Genomic DNA, 17,156 nt, shown 5'->3' on the forward strand with positions numbered 1-17,156 from the left:
CTTTATAGCCGTTGGCTTAAGCCGACTTCTTGCCCTTGACCCCGGCCCAGAGGCGCTTGTTGGTCAGATACAGCAGCGACGACAGCACGATCAGGAAGATCACGCCGATAAAGCCCGACTGCTTGCGCGCCATCATGTGCGGCTCGGCAGTCCACATCAGGAAGGCGGCAACGTCCTTGGCCATCTGGTCCACCGTTGCGGGCGTGCCATCGGCATAGGTCACCTGACCTTCGGTCAAGGGTGCGGGCATCTTGATCCAGCCGGTCGAGAAGGCATGGTTTTCGTAGAAGGTCGAACCCGCCTCATCCTTGGTCTCGCCGGAATAGCCGGTGAGGATGGCGTGGATGTATTCTGGCCCGCCGATGCCGCGGAGCAGTTGGTTGATGCCAAGGCCATAGGGTCCATGGAACGCCGCCCGTGCCTTGGCCATCAGGCTAAGGTCAGGTGCGCCCGCGCTGGTGTTGGCCGGAAAGTTGTCGGCGGGAAGGGCCTCACGCTCTTCGCCGGTTTCCTTGTCCACCACGGTGAACTGCTTGGCATAGACGCGGACCTGATCGGCCGGAATCGCAGGCCCGCCCTCATCGGACAGGGTGCGGATCGGGACGAATTTCAGGCCGTGACAGGCCGAGCAAACCTCGGTGAACACCTGAAGGCCGCGCTGCAACTGGTGTTCATCGAACTTGCCGAAGGGACCTTCGAACGAGAAGGGGATGTCTTCGATATGGGCGGCACTTTCGGCAAAGGCGCCGCTGGTGGACAGGACAAGCGCGGAAGCGGCGCTGATTGCGATCTTGCGAAACATCTGATCAGTTCCTTTCCGTCACTCGGCCGCGCCGGGATAATGCGCCTTGAAGTCTTCCTCGATCGTTGCCGGTTGCGGCAGCGGTTTCTCCAGCACGCCAAGCAGCGGCAGGATGACGAGGAAGTAGGCGAACCAGTAGGTGGCCCCCAACAGCGAGATGTAGGGATAGATCCCGTCGGTCGGCATAGCGCCCACCCACATCAGCACCACGAAGTCAAAGGCCAACAGCCAGAACCAGCCCTTGAACTTGGGGCGGTACTTGCCAGAGCGGACCGACGAGGTGTCCAGCCATGGCACCAGCGCCATGACGGCAATCGCCCCGAACATCGCCAGCACGCCGAAGAACTTGGCGTCGATGATGCCGAAGGATACGAAGTGGACGAGTTGCACCACCCAGACATCGGCGGTGAAAGCGCGCAGGATGGCGTAGAACGGCAGGAAATACCATTCCGGCACGATATGCGCGGGCGTCGCGAGGGCGTTCGCCTCGATGTAGTTGTCGGGGTGGCCCAAGAAGTTGGGCATGAAGCCGACGACGGCAAAGAAGATCACCAGAACCACCGCCAGGGCGAACAGGTCCTTGATGACGTAATAGGGCCAGAAGGGCAGGGTGTCTTTCGCCGCTTCTTCCTTGGACCCGCGGCGCACTTCAACACCCGTGGGGTTGTTGTTGCCGGTGGTGTGGAAGGCCCAGATGTGAACGGCCACCAGCGCGGCAATCACGAAGGGCAGCAGGTAGTGCAAGCTGAAAAAGCGGTTCAGCGTGGCATTGTCCACCGCAGGCCCGCCCAAGAGCCATTCCTGAATGCTCGGCCCGATGCCGGGAATGGCCCCGAACAGGCCCGTGATCACCGTGGCACCCCAGAACGACATCTGACCCCAGGGCAGAACATAGCCCATGAAGCCGGTCGCCATCATGGCCAGATAGATCAGCATGCCGACGATCCAGGTCACTTCGCGCGGGGCCTTGTAGGAGCCGTAGTAAAGGCCGCGGAAGATGTGCAGGTAGACGGCAAAGAAGAACAGCGAAGCACCGTTGGCGTGCAGATAGCGCAGCATGTGCCCGCCGTTCACGTCACGCATGATATGTTCGACCGACTTGAACGCCATATCGACATGGGGGGTGTAGTGCATCACCAGCACGATGCCGGTAACGATCTGCAAGCCCAGGCAGAAGGCCAGCACGATGCCCCAGATCCACATCCAGTTCAGGTTCTTGGGCGTGGGAATCATCAGGGTGTCATAGACAAGGCTTACCACCGGCAGGCGGTTGTGCAGCCAGGTCTGAAAGCCCGGTTTGGGCTCGTAATGGTCGTGGGGAATACCAGCCATCGGTTATGCTCCTCAGCCCAGCTTGATCGTGGTGTCGTTTTCGAACTTGACCACCGGCACTTGCAGGTTGCGCGGTGCCGGTCCTTTGCGGATGCGGCCAGCGGTGTCGTAATGCGAGCCGTGGCAGGGGCAGAACCAGCCGCCGAAGTCACCGGCATGATCCAGCGGCACGCAGCCAAGGTGGGTGCAAACCCCCATCGTCACCAGCCATTCGCCCTTTTCATCCAGCGCGCGGTTCTGGTCGCTCGCGTCCGAGGCGGCGTCAAGGTTGTCGTTCTCGGCCAGCTTGTCCACCAGGTCATCCAGCTTGGTGTCGCGGGCGGCCTTGATTTCCTCATCGGTGCGGCGGCGGATGAACACCGGCTTGCCGCGCCATTTCACGGTCAGCTGGGTGCCGACCGCGACGCCCGAGACATCGACCATGATCGAGGCCAGCGCCCGGGTATCGGCCGAGGGGTTCATCTGGTTGACGAGCGGCCAGACCGCCGCCCCGGTGGCAACGACGCCGGCCCCGGCGGTTGCGTAATACAGGAAATCCCTGCGGGTGCCTGCGTTGTCATCAGCGTGGGACACGAGATCTTCTCCCTTCCGGGGCCGCCGGGCATGCGACCCATATACCAGTGTGGCCGCAGTTTCCTGCAGCCTTGCCGGGCTGGTATTAGACAAGGAAAAGCGGCCCGTCCAGCGGTCAAAGGCGCACAGGGGCGCGGAAAACCGCTTTGTCGCAGGGCGTGACCTTGAAGGCGCAGCCCCGCGTTCCTAAGCGGTGTCAGCCAGCGGGTCGGGTAGAGTGCATCGCGGGGCGGGTGGCAAAGCCCGCCTCCCATGCGGCAAGCTGCGGCCGGGTGCTGCGCCAGCCGCGCAGATCGTGGCGGAAATCCAGATAGGACAGCGCCGCGCCCACCGCGATATGGGCCGTGGTCATGGGGCCTTGCAGCAGGCCGATCCACTGCGATTCAATCGCATCCAGCGCGCGGGAAACCTTTTGCCACTGGCCTTCGACCCAGGCACCAAAGCGCAGGTCTTCGGGGCGCAGGCGCACCTCATAGGCCATCAGAACGGCGGCATCGGCAATGCCATGGGCCGTCGCCTCCAGTGTCAGGGTATCCCACAGGGCATCGCCCCTTGGGTAAAGGCCACTGCCCGACAGGTCATCGAAATAGCGGCAGATCACCCGGCTGTCATAAATCGCGCGACCGTCGCCCAGCTCCAGCGCGGGAATCTTGCCCAAGGGGTTCTGGGCCAGCGGCATGGTGCCGGGGTCAAGCGGCGTGCCCGAAGCAGCGATGACCTGAACCCGGTCTTCCAGCCCGCATTCCATCATCATGACGGTGGCGATCCGGCCAAAGGGAGTGGTGGGGGAAGAATACAGGCGCATGGGAACCTCCGCTTTTGGCGGCAGGCTAGGGGTGGGGCGTGGCGCTGTCCAGCCGTGCCGCAGCCCGGCCTGCATGGCGGCCCGTGGCAAGGCAGGCGGTCAGCAGGTAGCCGCCGGTGGGGGCCTGCCAGTCCAGCATCTCGCCCGCGGCAAAGATGCCGGGCAGGGCGTGCAGTTCCAGATCGGGGGTCAGGCTGGCGGCGGCGATGCCGCCTGCGGTCGAGATCGCCTCATCCAGCGGGCGGGAGCCTGCGTGGTGGAAGGGCAGGGATTTGATGGCTTGGGCGGTGTCAAGGCTGCGGCCAAACTCCATGACCAGAGCCGCCGCTGCCGGGGCAAGGCCCAGCTTGCGCAGGCAATTGGCAAGGGATTCACCGGGTTTCATGCGGGCAAGGCGGGCAGAAAGGTCTGCCGCCGCGACATCGGGCATCAGGTCCAGCGTCAGGGGCGTGCCTTCGCCCATTTCGCGGCTGACGGCATAGATGCCGCCGCCTTCGATGCCCTTGGCGGACAGGACAAACTCACCACGCTCGCGGCGATTGCCGACAATCAGCGCTGCCCCCTTGACCGGCTGGCCGAAGTGGCGGGCCATGTGGGGCGACCAATCGACAGCGAAGCCCATGTTGGCGGGGCGAAAGGGGGCGAGTTGCACGCCCTTTTCGGCCAGCCACTGGGCCCATGCCGCATCGGACCCCAGCCGCGACCAACTGGACCCGCCCAGCGCCAGAACGGTGACTTTGGGCGCAAGAAGGCGCTCGCCTTCCGGGGTGTGAAACCGCAGGGCGGTGCCGTCAAACCCATGCCAGCGCCAGCGGGTGCGCAAGGTTACGCCCAACTGATCCAGCCGCGCCAGCCATGCCCGCAGCAGCGGAGAGCCTTTCATCGCCACGGGAAACACCCGACCGGACGAGCCGGTGAAGACCGGCTGGCCAAGGCCGCGCGCCCAATCCATCACCTGTGCTGGGCCAAATTCGGCCAGATAGGGACGAATCCAGTCTTCGGGATAGGCAGCCTGAAATATGGCGTCAGGTTGATCCTTGGTGATGTTCAGCCCGGATTTTCCTGCCATCAAAAACTTGCGCGCCGGGCTGGGTTTCGCCTCGGCCACCAACACCCGCCGCCCGGCGCGGGCCAGTTCGTCGGCGACCATCAGACCGGCGGGACCGGCGCCGATGACAAGGGCCTCTGGCGCTTCGGTCATTTTGGTCCCTGACGGCGAAGTTCGACGACGCGGTGGGGATAGGGCATTTCCACCCCCGCCTCTTTCAGCGCATTCCAGATGGCGAACAGCACCTGACTGCCGTATTTGTTTTTGCCGTCATCGATGCCGTTCACCCAGTATTCCACGGCAAAATCCACGCTTGATTCGCCAAAGCCGCGCAATTCGCAATCCGGGCCATCGGGCTGTTGCAGCACGAATGGCAGCAGTGCCACGGCGGTTTCGATGATCTCGGGCACGCGGTTGATGTCGGTGTCATAGCTGACGGAAAAGGCGGCCTCATAGCGGTTGGCGCTGCCTTGGTCGGAATAGTTCACCACGCGGGTGGTGATGAAATGTTCGTTCGGCACGACGATCCAGCGGCCGTCAAAGGTTTCCAGCACGCAGGCGCGGGCGGTCATCTTGACGATGGTGCCCTTTTCGCCGCCATCCAGCTCGACGTAATCACCGACGGTGGTCTGGCCTTCGACCAGCAGGATGATGCCGGAAACGAAGTTGGCGGCAATCTGTTGCAGGCCAAGGCCGATGCCCACACCCAAGGCACCGCCCAGAACGGCAACGGCGGTCAGGTCAATGCCCATGATCGACATGAGCAGCAGGAAGGCCGCGCCGAAGATCATCACCTCAACCGCCTTGACCGCCAGTTCGCGGGTCGCCGGGCGCAGTTCCTGTTGTTTCTTGATGTAATCGGCGCTTTGCCGGTTTGACCAAGACCCGGCCCAGAACAGCAGCGACCCCGCGATCAGCCCGCGCAGCAGTGACATTGCCGAAAAGCGGATATTGCCCAGTTCGACCACGGTTTCTTCCAGCCGGGTCGAGATCTCGTCCAGAATCCCCAGCGCATAAAGCGCCATGACAGGCAGCAGCACATAGCGGCCCAAAAGGCGCAAGAAGCTGTCGGTCAGCACATCGCGCACAAAGATGCGGGCGGCAAGGAACAGGAAGACGCGCTTGCCAAAGGCGATCACCTCGCCAGAGCCGAACAGCGATCTGGTGACCTCTTCGCCCATGGCGGTAAAGCCATAGGCCAGAACGGGCAGGATCAGCGGCACGAAGCGCAGGGCAAAGCGGCGCAGGGTGGCAAGCAGGGTATCTTTGTCGCCGGGGTTCAACAGGCGGCGGATCGCGGGGTCAATCCGCCGGGCCAGCAGACGCGCTGCCAGATAGGCCAGCGCCAGCAGGCCGAACTGTGACCATGCGGCAGGCGACAGCAGCCAGCTTTTGGCCGTCTGGCCTGCATTGGTCAGCCAGGCCAGCGCATCGCTGGCAATTTCAGGCTGTGTCGCCATGATCCGCTTTCCGTTCCAGCCTTGTCACGCTCTCCTGTGGCAAGAAAGGCGGCGCAAGACAAGCGGCCCGGCAGGCTGGCGTGGCGTCAGGGGATCAGCCGCTTGATGGCTGCGGCATGGGTGGGGCTGGCGGCCAACGCATCGGCGGCAAAGGTACGGGCGGCCTCGGTCAGCGCCTCTGGTGCGACGATGCGGTCAATCAGGCCCCAGGCCAGTGCCTCGGGCGCGTCGATTTTTGCACCGCCCATAAGGATCATCTTTGCCCTTGCCGGGCCGATCAGTCGGGCAAGGCGCGCCGGATCGGAAGGTTGCGGCAGAAAGCCCAGCTTCATTACCGGATAAAAGAATTTGGCCGAGGGCACCGCCAGCCGGATGTCGCAGGCCAGCGCCATGCCCATCGCGCCCCCGGCCAGCGTGCCATTCAGCGCGGCGATGGACAGGCCCGGAAAGGCGGCGATGGCAGCCGAAAGCTCCTCCCACACCGGGGCCGTGGCCAGACCGGCCCGCGCCTCATCCAGATCGGCCCCGGCGGAAAAGACCTTGCCCTCGCCCGTCAGCAGCAGGGCGCGTGCGCCTTCGGCCGTGGCGCGTTGCACGGTGCGGGCCAGCGATTCCAGCATGGTGCGGGTCAGCGAATTGGCCTTTTCGGGCCGCCGCAGCGTCAGCGTCCACAAAGGGCCGGTGTCAAGAATTCCGATCATGCCATCATTCCCTTTGCTCGTGCCGTCAGATCAGGCCCGCGGCTATTCGGATCGCCTCATCGCGCAGAGAGATGTCCTTGCCAAGCCAGCCATCTGCCGCAGGGCCGCACATCCACAAAAGCGCGCGCGCGGGCCATTCGGCGGGAATGTGGACTGCGGGGTCAAGCTGCGCCACTGGGCCGACGCCGCTCGCCTTGATCTTGACCTGCATTTCCGTCGCCACGGTTCCGGGTGACAGGCCCAGCGCGCGGATGCCGTTTGCGCCCTCTTCCAGATGCAGGGCGCGGGTCAGCATCAGCGCACCCGCCTTGCTGGTGCAATAGGCGCTCCAGCCGTCATAGGGGTTGGTGGCGGCGCCGGAAGAGGTGGTGATGATCGTGCCCGTGCCTTGCGCCTTCATCACCGGCAGGGCGGCGCGGATGCCGTGATATACCCCTTTCAGGTTGATATCGACGGCATGGTCCCACAGAGCAGGATCGCTGTCGGCCAGACGGGCCATGGGTTCGATCACGCCTGCGTTATTGATCAGCACGTCCAGTCGGCCGAATCGGGCGACGGTCGCAGCAATTGCCTGCCGCATCTGGTCCCAGTCTGACACGTCGCAGGGTAGGGCGAGTGCAGTATCCGCGCCGATTTCTGCCGCAAGTTCCGCGACTTTCGGGCGGTTCCGCGCCAAAAGCGCCACCTTGGCCCCCGCCCCTGCAAAGACCCGTGCCGCAGCAGCGCCGATGCCTTGGCTTGCGCCCGTGATGATGACGACCTTGTTCCGCATCGCAGTTCCCTTCATTATCCCCGGCCAACTTTGCCCAGTCGCCCGGCTTGTCAACGCAATTCCCTTGACCCCGCCGATGGCAAGCCGGATGCTGGATCGCAAATTTTCCACCGGAAAGGCTCATTATGAAACACTGGTCTCTGGCGGCTTCGACCGCGACACTGGCTTTGTTCGCAGGATATGCTCAGGCCGATGTGACACCCGATCAGGTCTGGCAAAACTGGCAGGATATGTCGGCCTCGATGGGGCAGACGCTGACCGTCGGCTCCACCAAGACCGAGGGCGGCGCGCTGGTTGTCACCGATCTGAAGGCGGTCACGGGAAAAGACGGCTCCAAGGTGGAAACCGCGCTGGGCGAGGTGCGGCTGACCGACAAGGGTGACGGCACCGTCGAAATCACCATGTCCGACAGCTATACGGTCGCGATGAACTTTCCGCCCAGCGGAAGCGATCCGGCCAAAAGCGCGGAAATTCTGATTAGCCAGCCCGGCATGGCCATTGTTGCCAGCGGCACCCCTGAAGCGACCGATTACGCCTTTAGCGCGCCCAAGATGGAACTGACTCTCAGCAAGCTGGACGGCAAGGATGCCGTGGCCGAGGGCACCAATGTGCAGGCCACGCTGGCCAATGTGGCGGGGCATTACCTTGTCGCACCGGAAGGGACGAGCAAAAAGCTGGACAGCCAGCTGACCGCCGACAGCCTGTCGATCGCGGTCAAAGGCAAAGACCCAGAGAACAACAGCGATGTTGACCTGACGGCCAGCGTTTCCGGCCTGACGGCCAAGGGGACCGGCGTGTTGGCGGGCATGGAGAACAAAGAGCTTTCCGACGCACTGAAGGCGGGTTTTGCCGTCGAGTCCACACTGACCTATGGGGCGGTGGCCTATACGGTGAATGTGGTTGACGCGCAGGGGCCTTCGAAGATTGTGGGCAGCTCGCAAGGTGGCAGCTTGCAGGTTGCGATGGATGCAGCACGGCTTTTGCTGGATGCTCAGGGCAAGGGCGTGCAACTGGCAATTTCCGGCCCCACCATTCCGCTGCCAGAAGTCAGCCTGTCCTATGCGGAAAGCGGGTTCAAATTCTTGATTCCGGTAGAAAAATCAGAAACGCCGCAAGATTATGGCTTTGCAGTCAAACTGGTCGATCTGTCGCTTTCAAACGATATCTGGGGCATGATAGACCCGACCGCGCAATTGCCGCATGACCCGGCCACGGTCATCCTTGACACCAAGGGCACTGCAACGCTGACCCATGACCTGATGAACCAGACCGAGATGGCGGCGCTGGGCGAGGCCCCTCCGGGCCAGTTGAACTCGTTGGATCTGACGCAGATTCTGGCCAAGGTCGCGGGTGCCGAACTGACCGGCGCGGGGGCTTTCACCTTCGACAACACCGACATGACAACCTATCAGGGCATGCCTGCGCCGACAGGCAAGATTGACCTCAAACTGGTCGGCGGCAATGCACTGTTGGACAAGTTGGTGGCGATGGGGCTGATCTCGTCGGATGACGCGATGGGCGCACGGATGATGCTGAGCATGTTCGCCAAGGCGGGCGCCGGGCAGGATGAGCTGACCTCGACGCTGGAGTTCAAGGACAAGCACTTCTACGCCAATGGCCAGCAATTGCAGTAAGCTGTCGGACTGGCAACGTACATGACAGATCAGGGCCGTCCCACAGGGGCGGCCTTTTTGTCTGACGCGGGTTTGAACAAGATTATCGGGCCGTTTTCGCCTCTGCGGTCTTGAAAAACGAGTCACGAGCGTATCCATGTGACTGGCACGCCCGAACCAATGGGCAAGCCCAAGCCGGAGCCTGACCCATGCGCGACCTGTCATCCCTGACCGATGCCCTTTTGGCCGCTGCCCGCCGCGCCGGGGCCGAAGCGGCCGATGCCATGGCGGTCGAGGGGCGGTCGGTTTCTATCGACATCCGGGCAGGCCGACTGGAACAGGCAGAGCGTGCCGAAGGCATCGATGTGGGTCTGCGAGTGCTGATCGGCGGGCAGCAGGCCTGCGTTTCCGCCTCTGACATCTCCTCCGCGACGCTGGAGCGTCTGGCAGAGCGCGCGGTTGCTATGGCCCGCGAAGCGCCGTCAGATCCTTATGCCGGACTGGCTGCGCCCGACCAGTTGGCGCGCGGCTGGGACATGGCAGCGCTGGATCTGTGCGATCCGACCGACGAACCCGCCGCCGCCATGCTGGAGGCTGATGCCCGCGCGGCAGAGTCTGCGGCAATGGCGCAAAAGGGAATCGTGCAGGTCGAGGCTTCGGCAGGATATTCGGTTCGCCAGTCGCATCTGGCGGCGACCAACGGCTTTCAGGGAGGCTATGCCCGCACCAGCCGCTCGGTTTCCGCCGTGGCCTTCACCGGCACCGGAACGGGGATGGAACGCGATTACGCCGGCGAGGCGCGGGTGTTTCAGGCCGACATGCCCGAGGCCGGCGGCATCGGCAGACTGGCGGCAGAGCGGGCGCTGGCGCGCGCCGGGGCAGTGAAGCCAAAGACCGGGCATTTCCCGGTGCTGTTTGATGAACGCATCGCGGCGTCATTGGTGGGCCACATCCTGGGCGCGGTAAACGGGGCGGCGATTGCGCGGGGCGCAAGCTGGCTGCGCGATGCCTTGGGTCAGCAAATCCTGCCTACGGGCCTGTCGATCATCGAAGACCCGCTGCGCGCCCGCGTGTCGGGCAGCCGTCCGTTCGATGCCGAGGGCCTGCCCACCGCGCGCCGCGCCATTGTGCAGGACGGCATCCTGACCGGCTGGACACTTGATCTGGCGACGGGGCGGCAGTTGGGCATGGCGTCAACCGCGAATGCGGCGCGATCCACCTCCTCTCCACCCTCGCCTGCCACCTCGAACATCGACCTGACGCAAGGCACGGCCAGCCGGGCCGAGCTGATCGCCCAGATGGGCACCGGGTTGCTGGTCACCTCGATGATCGGATCGACCATCAACCCCACCACGGGCGATTACTCGCGCGGCGCTTCGGGTTTCTGGGTTGAGGGGGGCGAGATTCGCCATCCGGTCAACGAATGCACCATCGCGGGCAACCTGCGCGACATGTTGCTGCGGATCATCCCGGCCAATGATGCCCGGATGCACCTTTCCATTCGCGTGCCTTCCATCCTGATCGACGGGATGACCCTTGCCGGAGCGTGACCTTTCCCTTCTGACCGAGGCGGCGCAAGAGGCCGGGCGGATTGCCCTGCGCTATTGGCAGGCCGATCCGCAGGTATGGGAAAAGCCGGGCCTTGGCCCGGTGACCGAGGCCGATCTGGCGGTGAACGATATGCTGCTGGCCCGCCTGTGCGGTGCCCGCCCCGGCTATGGCTGGTTGTCCGAGGAAAGCACGGATGATGGCAGCCGGCAGGATGCCGAACACCTGTTCATTATCGATCCGATCGATGGCACCCGTGCCTTTATTGCCGGCGAAAGTACCTTTGCCGTATCGCTGGCGGTGGCCCATCGCGGGCAGGTGACGGCGGCGGTGGTGCATCTGCCCGCGCTGGGCCAGACCTATACCGCCCATGTCGGCGGCCCCGCCCTGAGGAACGGCGCACCTATCCACGCGACAAGCTGTGCCAGCGCCGCCGAGGCGCGGATTCTGGCCAGCAAGCCCGTACTTGCGTCGGAACACTGGCATCAGGTTCCTGCCTTTGACCGCCATTTCCGCGCCTCTATCGCCTACCGGCTGGCACTGGTCGCGGATGGCAGCTTTGATGGCATGCTGAGTTTTCGGCCAAGCTGGGAATGGGATATTGCGGCGGGCCATCTGATTGCCACCTGCGCGGGCGCGGTGGTCAGCGATGCGAAGGGGCGGCCCATTTCCTACAATTCGCCGGCGGCCCGGTCGAACGGCATCATTGCCGCTGCCCCCGGCCTTCATGCCGATCTGGTCAGCCACCTGCGCGCCTGACCCGTTTGCACCCCGATTTGCACCTTTGGAAATACTCTGCAGGGGGTGCGGGGGGGGCGCGAAGCCCCCCGCCTTTTTCAGATCAGGCCAGTTCAGCCGCGCGGCTTTTTCGGCGGGGTGAACCGCTTGGACGTATCGCGTGCATCCTTGGGGGCGGCGGCGGGCTTGGCGCGGGCAAAGGGCTTTTTGCCGTCGGTGTCGCGGCTTTTGAAGCCACCCGGTTTTGCCGGTGCCCCCTCACGTTTTACAAAGGGGCGCGCGTCGTCGCCCTTCGGGGCATAGGGGCGCTTTTCACCATCTGGCCGGGCCGGCCGGGCGCCACCTTCGGCAGAGTGCGACTTGTAGCCACCCGAGCGTGCCGGTTTGTCGGCGCTGCCACCGTGGCTTTTGAAACCGGTGGAGCGGGTCTTCTTGTCATCGGGCGACCAGCGCGGCTTGCGGTCGGCATCCGCCCGCTCTTCACGCGGCGCATAGGGGCGACGCTCGGTCGCTTCGCGCGGGGCATAGGGCTTGCGGTCACCATCGGCGCGGGGTGCGTAGGGTTTCCGCTCTGCGCCTTCGCGCGGGGCATAAGGTTTCCGCTCACCATCCTCACGCGGGGCGCGCGGGGTGTAAGGCTTGCGGTCACCGTCAGCGCGGGGCGCATAGGGTTTCCGCTCTGCCCCGTCGCGGGGGGCATAGGGCTTGCGATCTTCGCGCGGGGTATAGGGTTTGCGGTCGCCGTCTTCGCGAGGCGTATAGGGCTTGCGCGGGGTCGGAGCGTCAGCAGTTTCGCCGTCTTCGACAAAGCGCGGCGGCTTGGGCGTATAGGGTGCGCGGTCGCTGCGTTCTGGGCGCGGGGCGCGTTCGGTCCGCTCCGCACGCTCTGGGCGCGCGCTGCCATAGGGCTTGCGTTCCGGGCGGGCGGGGCGGGCATCCAGATCGGGCTCGCCCTCGATCCGGTCCATCACCAGATCGGTGTCAAGCTGGGTCTGGGTGCCAAAACGGCTGGCCATGGCCTCAGCAATCTGGACGAAGCTTTGGTCTTGCTGCACGCGGATCGCGCCGATCGAATCCTTGGCGATGCCGCCGGCATCACAGATTTTCGGCAACAGCCAGCGCGCCTCGGCGCGGCCCGTGTGGCCGACCGACAGTCGGAACCAGACCGAGGCGCCGAATTCGCCACGCGGACGTGCCGGGGCAGCAGCAGCGGTGGGCACGGCGGCGTCCGACAGAACCTCGGGGGCCGAGCGGCCTTCGCGCCACAGGCGGATGAAGGCGGCGGCGACCTGTTCGGCGCCATAGGTGTCCAGCAGGGTGTTCGCCAGATCAGCCTCTTCGCCCGCAGCAATCGACAGGATGGGGTGGGCGACCAGACGTTCGTCATCCTTGGCCTGCACTTCATCGGCCGACGGCGGCTTGCCCCATTCGGCGGTGACTTGCGCCGCTTGCAGGATGCGGCTGGCCTTCTTGAATTCGGCGGGCGGCACGATCAGGACCGAGGTGCCCTTCTTGCCCGCGCGACCCGTGCGGCCCGAACGGTGCAGCAGGGTTTCGGGGTTGGTCGGCAGATCGGCATGGATCACCAGTTCCAGCCCCGGCAGGTCGATGCCGCGCGCGGCGACGTCGGTGGCAATGCACACACGGGCACGGCCATCGCGCAGGGCTTGCAGCGCGTGGCTGCGCTCGGCCTGGGAAAGTTCACCCGACAGGGCCACGACCTGAAAGCCCCGGTTGCCCATGCGGGCGAACAGGTGGTTCACATTGGCGCGGGTTTTGCAGAACACGATGGCGGTCTGCGATTCATGCAGGCGCAGCACGTTGAAAATCGCGTGTTCCTTGTCGCGCGGCAGAACCGACAGCGCCTGATACGAAATGTCGATGTGCTGACGCGATTCGCCGGCAACCTGAACCCGCGCGGCATCGCGCTGGAAGGTGCGGGCCAGCTTTTCAATCTCTTTCGGCACGGTGGCCGAGAACATCAGCGTGCGGCGGGTTTCGGGCGCGGCGCCCAGGATGAATTCCAGATCCTCGGCAAAGCCCAGGTCCAGCATCTCATCCGCTTCGTCCAGAACCACAGCCTTCAGCTGCGACAGATCAAGGCTGCCACGCTCGATATGGTCGCGCAAACGGCCGGGCGTGCCGACGACGACATGCGCGCCGCGGTCCAGCGCACGGCGTTCGGTGCGGTAATCCATGCCGCCAACGCAGGTGGCCAGATGGGCACCCGCAGGGCCGTAGAGCCATTCGAATTCGCGTGCGACCTGAAGGGCCAGTTCGCGGGTGGGGGCTACGACCAGCGCAATCGGCTTGTCGGCGAACAGCAGGGTGTCCTGGCCATTCAGAATCTCTGGCGAGATCGCAAGCCCGAAGGCCACGGTCTTGCCCGAGCCGGTCTGGGCCGAAACCAGCAGGTCGCGGCCAGCAAGCGCTGGGGCCGAGACGGCCTCTTGCACGGGGGTCAGGCTGTCATAGCCCTTGGCGGAAAGTGCCGCGGCCAAAGGCGCGGCAAGCATCATGTCGGTCATGTTTTTGTCCTGTGGGGGCGGCATCGCGCCCGTGAGCCATTTATCGGCACCACATCCCCCGGCAGAGCGGCCTCCCTATGCCGTCTGCGCCCGAACCTTTCGCGCCGAAGCGCCCCACATAGGGGGGAATCATCGGTCTGTATAGGGGGCTGTGCTAGCTTTCGCGGAAGGCAAGGCGGAAATAGTCGGTCAGGGGCCGGGTCAGATAGGCCAACGCCGACCGCGCCCCCGTTTCCACCAGCGCCTGTACCGGCATTCCGGGAACCAGCCGGTCGGTCTGGCCGGGGGGAATCGCCACCTCGGCCCGGTAATAGCCGACGTGACTGTCGGGGTCGGTCAGGATATCGGGCGAGATGGTCAGCAGGCTGCCCATGATTTCTGGCGTGCTGCGACCGGGCAGCGCCGTCAGGATCAGGCGCACCGGCTGGCCCGGGGCGACCTGATCGATGTCGGTCGGCGCGATGCGCAGGGTGGCAATCAGCGGCCGGTCTTGCGGCACAATCGCCAGAACCGTCTGGCCCGCGCCAATCACCGCTTGCTGACCCGTGATCTGCAAGCCCAGAACGGTGCCCGACACCGGCGCGCGCAGGGTCAGCCGCGCCAGTTGCGCGGCAAGGCTGACGCAGCGCTCTGCCAATTCGGCCTCTCGCGGGGTTTGGTCGCGCAGGGCATCGGCGGCCTCGGTGCGCCGTTCATCGGCAAGGCGCAGGATTTCCAGACGCACCTCGGTGGCGCGGCCTTCGGCTTGGGCCCGGCCTGCGCGGGCCTCTCCCAGATCACCCTGCAACTGCGCGAGCTGGCGGTCCAGCGCAGAGACACGGGCGCTTTGGGTCAGGCCCTTGTCGCGCAGGTCGCGCTGGGTGGCCAGATCTTGCTCGGTCAGCGTAATCTGGCGTGCAAGCGAGGTTTCCTGTGCGCGGATGCCGGTGGTTTGCGCCGCGATCTGGTCCAGTCGCTGGCGGAGTTGCGCGATCTGGTGGGTGATCATGTCTTGCCGCGCAGAGAAAAGGGCAAGCTGTTCATCTGCAAGGGCGCTGCCCTGAAGGTCGGGCGGGAAGGCGGGGGCAGGTGTGCCATCGCGTTCCGCCAACAGGCGGGCGCGGCCTGCCCGCAGGCTTTGCAACTGCGCCTGTGCCGCGCGCAGGTTCGAGGAAACTTGCGCACCGTCCAGCCGGATCAGGATTTGACCCGACACCACGCTTTCCCCCTCGGCCACCATAACCGCAGCGACCAGCCCGCCATCGGGGTGCTGCACGATCTGGCGGTTGCGCTCCACCTCGATCCGGCCAGCGACGACGACGGCACCATCGATGCGGGCAAGGCTGGCCCAAAGGCCAAGGCCCAGAATCAGAATGGCCAGCGTTGCAAGGCCGACAAGTGCGGGGCGGCGGGCGGAGAGGCTGGTCATGCACCAGCCCCCGGCGCGATGGCGCGCAGGCCGGGCAGGGCGGGGCGCAGGGTTTGCTGCAACACTGCCTCACGCGGGCCAAGGGCGTGGACCCGGCCCTGATCCAGCATCATCAGCAGATCGCAGCCCTGCACCTGCGCGACCTGATGCGCAAAGAGAATGACGATGCCGCCGCCCGCGCGATGTGTCAGCAGCGCCTCCTCCAGCGCCTGTTGCCCGGCGGCATCCAGATTGGCATGGGGTTCGTCCAGCACCAGCACCACCGGATCGCCGTAAAGGGCGCGGGCAAGGCCGATCAACTGGGTTTGGCCACCTGACAACGGACCACCCTGTGCCGAGACCGGGGTGTCATAGCCAAGGGGTAGCCGCAGAATCATGTCATGTGCGCCCGCGCGATGCGCGGCACTGATGATTGCGCCGGGCGCGGGCACCAGATCAAGTCGGGCGATGTTGTCCGCCACCGTGCCTTCGAACAGGTGCAGGCGCTGCGGCACATAGCCGATAAGGCGGCCATAGCCGTCCGGGCCAAATTGGTCAGGCGTGGCCCCATCCAGCCGGACAGTGCCCGCTGCCGCAGGCCAGGCCCCGGCTAACGCCCGCGCAAGGCTGCTTTTGCCCGCACCAGATGGGCCGAGAACCCCAAGGCTTTGCCCCGGTTCCAGCCGGAAGGTTACGCTGCGCAACACGGGCGTATCGCCGCCGGGGGGAACGATGGTCAGGCCCTGCACCTCCAGCCGGGGGGCGGGGCGGGGCAGGGGGCTGCGATCTTGCGCCGGGGGCGTGCTGGCCAAAAGTGCCGACAGGCGGCGGTACGCCTCTTGCCCGCGGATGATCAGGTGCCAGTGGGCGATGACCTGCTCGACCGGCTGCAAACTGCGCCCCAACAGGACCGAACCTGCCACCATGGCCCCGGCGCTGAGCGCGCCTTCAAGGACGAGCAGGGCCCCTAGCCCCAGCATGGCCGATTGCAGCACCATCCGCAGGATGCGCGACAGGGCGGCAATGGCCGCCGCCCGGTCCGCCGCCCGCATCAATGCGGTCAGCGCGGCACGGCGGCGATCCTTCCAGCGCAGGCTCGCGGGGCCGGTCATGCCAAGGCCGCGCAGCCCTTCGGCCTGACGCAGCATTTCGGCCACCTGCGCCTCTGCCCGCAGGTGGTTGAGGTTCGCGCTGTTGCTGGCCGCCGATGTCGCGCTGCGGGTCAGCACGGCAAGTCCCCACAGCACCATCGCCCCGGCCAGCGCCAGCCAACCCAGTGGCGCGCCAAAAGCGAACAGGATAGCCAGAAACAACGGACACCACGGCAGATCGAAGACATGCGCCATGACCGGCGAAGTCCACAGCCGCTGCACTGCGTCCAGATCCTGCAAGGCTATCCGGGCTGCCGCATCCTCGGGCTGCCGAGCCAGCCGCGTTTGCGCCGCAGACAGCACCCGCGCCTCGATCCGGCTCTGCAAAGCGGCTCCAAGACGCGCCAGAATCCGCCCCCGCGCATGCTCGACCAGGCCCATGGCGGCGAACAGCCCCGCCGCCAGCACCGACAGGGCCACCAGCGTCGGCTGCGATCGGCTGGTCAGAACCCGGTCATAGACCTGCAACATATAGACCGGCCCGGTCAGCAACAGCAGGTTGACCGCAACCGAAAACAGCCCGACCAGCACCAAAAGCCCGGTCGGCTCCACCCGCAATTCTGTCCGGCCCCATTGCACCTTGCCCAAGATAACAACCTGTCTCCGCCCTTGGGCGGCAAAAAAACACCACCCCAGGCCGGATACTGCCGTCGCCGGTTGCCACGGGTCGGCGGGCAGCATATCCGTTGACTTCCCCT

At 65.2% G+C, this 17,156-nt stretch carries 14 protein-coding genes; 3 read left to right on the plus strand and 11 right to left on the minus strand.

Annotation, left to right across the window (positions count from 1 at the left end; translation table 11 throughout):
• Nucleotides 1-16: 16 nt before the first annotated feature.
• The 8 genes from JI744_RS13525 to JI744_RS13560 form a co-directional block, all read right to left on the minus strand.
• Complete coding sequence (locus JI744_RS13525) at nt 17-802, minus strand: cytochrome c1 (protein ID WP_202661662.1); 786 nt, start codon at nt 800-802, stop codon at nt 17-19.
• Between the two features lie 18 nt (nt 803-820).
• On the minus strand, nt 821-2,134 hold the full coding sequence (petB, locus tag JI744_RS13530) for a cytochrome b (protein ID WP_202661663.1): 1,314 nt from the start codon (nt 2,132-2,134) through the stop codon (nt 821-823).
• Nucleotides 2,135-2,146: 12 nt separating this feature from the next.
• The gene (petA, locus tag JI744_RS13535) at nt 2,147-2,707 is read right to left on the minus strand and encodes a ubiquinol-cytochrome c reductase iron-sulfur subunit (protein ID WP_202661664.1); all 561 of its coding nucleotides are present in this window, start codon (nt 2,705-2,707) and stop codon (nt 2,147-2,149) included.
• Between the two features lie 196 nt (nt 2,708-2,903).
• Nucleotides 2,904-3,512, minus strand: coding sequence for a glutathione S-transferase family protein (locus JI744_RS13540; protein WP_202661665.1), 609 nt, complete (start codon nt 3,510-3,512; stop codon nt 2,904-2,906).
• Between the two features lie 25 nt (nt 3,513-3,537).
• Entirely contained in the window at nt 3,538-4,713 is a 1,176-nt protein-coding gene (locus tag JI744_RS13545; RefSeq protein ID WP_202661666.1) for a TIGR03862 family flavoprotein, read from the minus strand.
• Nucleotides 4,710-6,020: a mechanosensitive ion channel family protein gene (locus JI744_RS13550; RefSeq protein ID WP_202661667.1), complete on the minus strand. Its 1,311-nt coding sequence runs from the start codon at nt 6,018-6,020 to the stop codon at nt 4,710-4,712. Before JI744_RS13550 ends, JI744_RS13545 begins: the two co-directional genes overlap by 4 nt.
• Nucleotides 6,021-6,106: 86 nt before the next feature.
• Nucleotides 6,107-6,721: an enoyl-CoA hydratase/isomerase family protein gene (locus JI744_RS13555; protein WP_202661668.1), complete on the minus strand. Its 615-nt coding sequence runs from the start codon at nt 6,719-6,721 to the stop codon at nt 6,107-6,109.
• 25 nt (nt 6,722-6,746) lie between these two features.
• Nucleotides 6,747-7,493, minus strand: a complete 747-nt coding sequence (locus JI744_RS13560; protein WP_202661669.1) for an SDR family oxidoreductase — start codon at nt 7,491-7,493, stop codon at nt 6,747-6,749.
• Nucleotides 7,494-7,618: 125 nt separating this feature from the next.
• Between JI744_RS13560 and JI744_RS13565 the strand changes: the two genes are divergently transcribed.
• From JI744_RS13565 to JI744_RS13575, 3 genes are all read left to right on the plus strand, one after another.
• Nucleotides 7,619-9,127, plus strand: coding sequence for a DUF2125 domain-containing protein (locus JI744_RS13565; RefSeq protein WP_202661670.1), 1,509 nt, complete (start codon nt 7,619-7,621; stop codon nt 9,125-9,127).
• 188 nt (nt 9,128-9,315) lie between these two features.
• Nucleotides 9,316-10,656 (plus strand): TldD/PmbA family protein, encoded by a 1,341-nt coding sequence (locus JI744_RS13570; RefSeq protein WP_202661671.1) that lies wholly within the window; start codon nt 9,316-9,318, stop codon nt 10,654-10,656.
• A complete protein-coding gene (locus JI744_RS13575; protein WP_202661672.1) occupies nt 10,643-11,413 on the plus strand; it encodes a 3'(2'),5'-bisphosphate nucleotidase CysQ in 771 nt (256 codons plus the stop codon). The genes JI744_RS13570 and JI744_RS13575 overlap by 14 nt, the downstream gene beginning before the upstream one ends.
• Before the next feature lie 92 nt (nt 11,414-11,505).
• Here JI744_RS13575 and JI744_RS13580 read toward each other — a convergent pair whose 3' ends face one another.
• From JI744_RS13580 to JI744_RS13590, 3 genes are all read right to left on the minus strand, one after another.
• Nucleotides 11,506-13,920 carry a DEAD/DEAH box helicase gene (locus tag JI744_RS13580; RefSeq protein ID WP_202661673.1) on the minus strand — a complete coding sequence of 805 codons (2,415 nt, stop codon included), beginning with the start codon at nt 13,918-13,920 and terminating at the stop codon, nt 11,506-11,508.
• A gap of 154 nt (nt 13,921-14,074) precedes the next feature.
• Nucleotides 14,075-15,328, minus strand: coding sequence for an HlyD family type I secretion periplasmic adaptor subunit (locus JI744_RS13585; RefSeq protein ID WP_202661674.1), 1,254 nt, complete (start codon nt 15,326-15,328; stop codon nt 14,075-14,077).
• On the minus strand, nt 15,325-17,037 hold the full coding sequence (locus tag JI744_RS13590) for a type I secretion system permease/ATPase (protein WP_328757329.1): 1,713 nt from the start codon (nt 17,035-17,037) through the stop codon (nt 15,325-15,327). The genes JI744_RS13585 and JI744_RS13590 overlap by 4 nt, the downstream gene beginning before the upstream one ends.
• Between the last annotated feature and the right edge of the window lie 119 nt (nt 17,038-17,156).

This window comes from Fuscibacter oryzae, from assembly GCF_016765795.1.
GTDB lineage: Bacteria > Pseudomonadota > Alphaproteobacteria > Rhodobacterales > Rhodobacteraceae > Fuscibacter > Fuscibacter oryzae.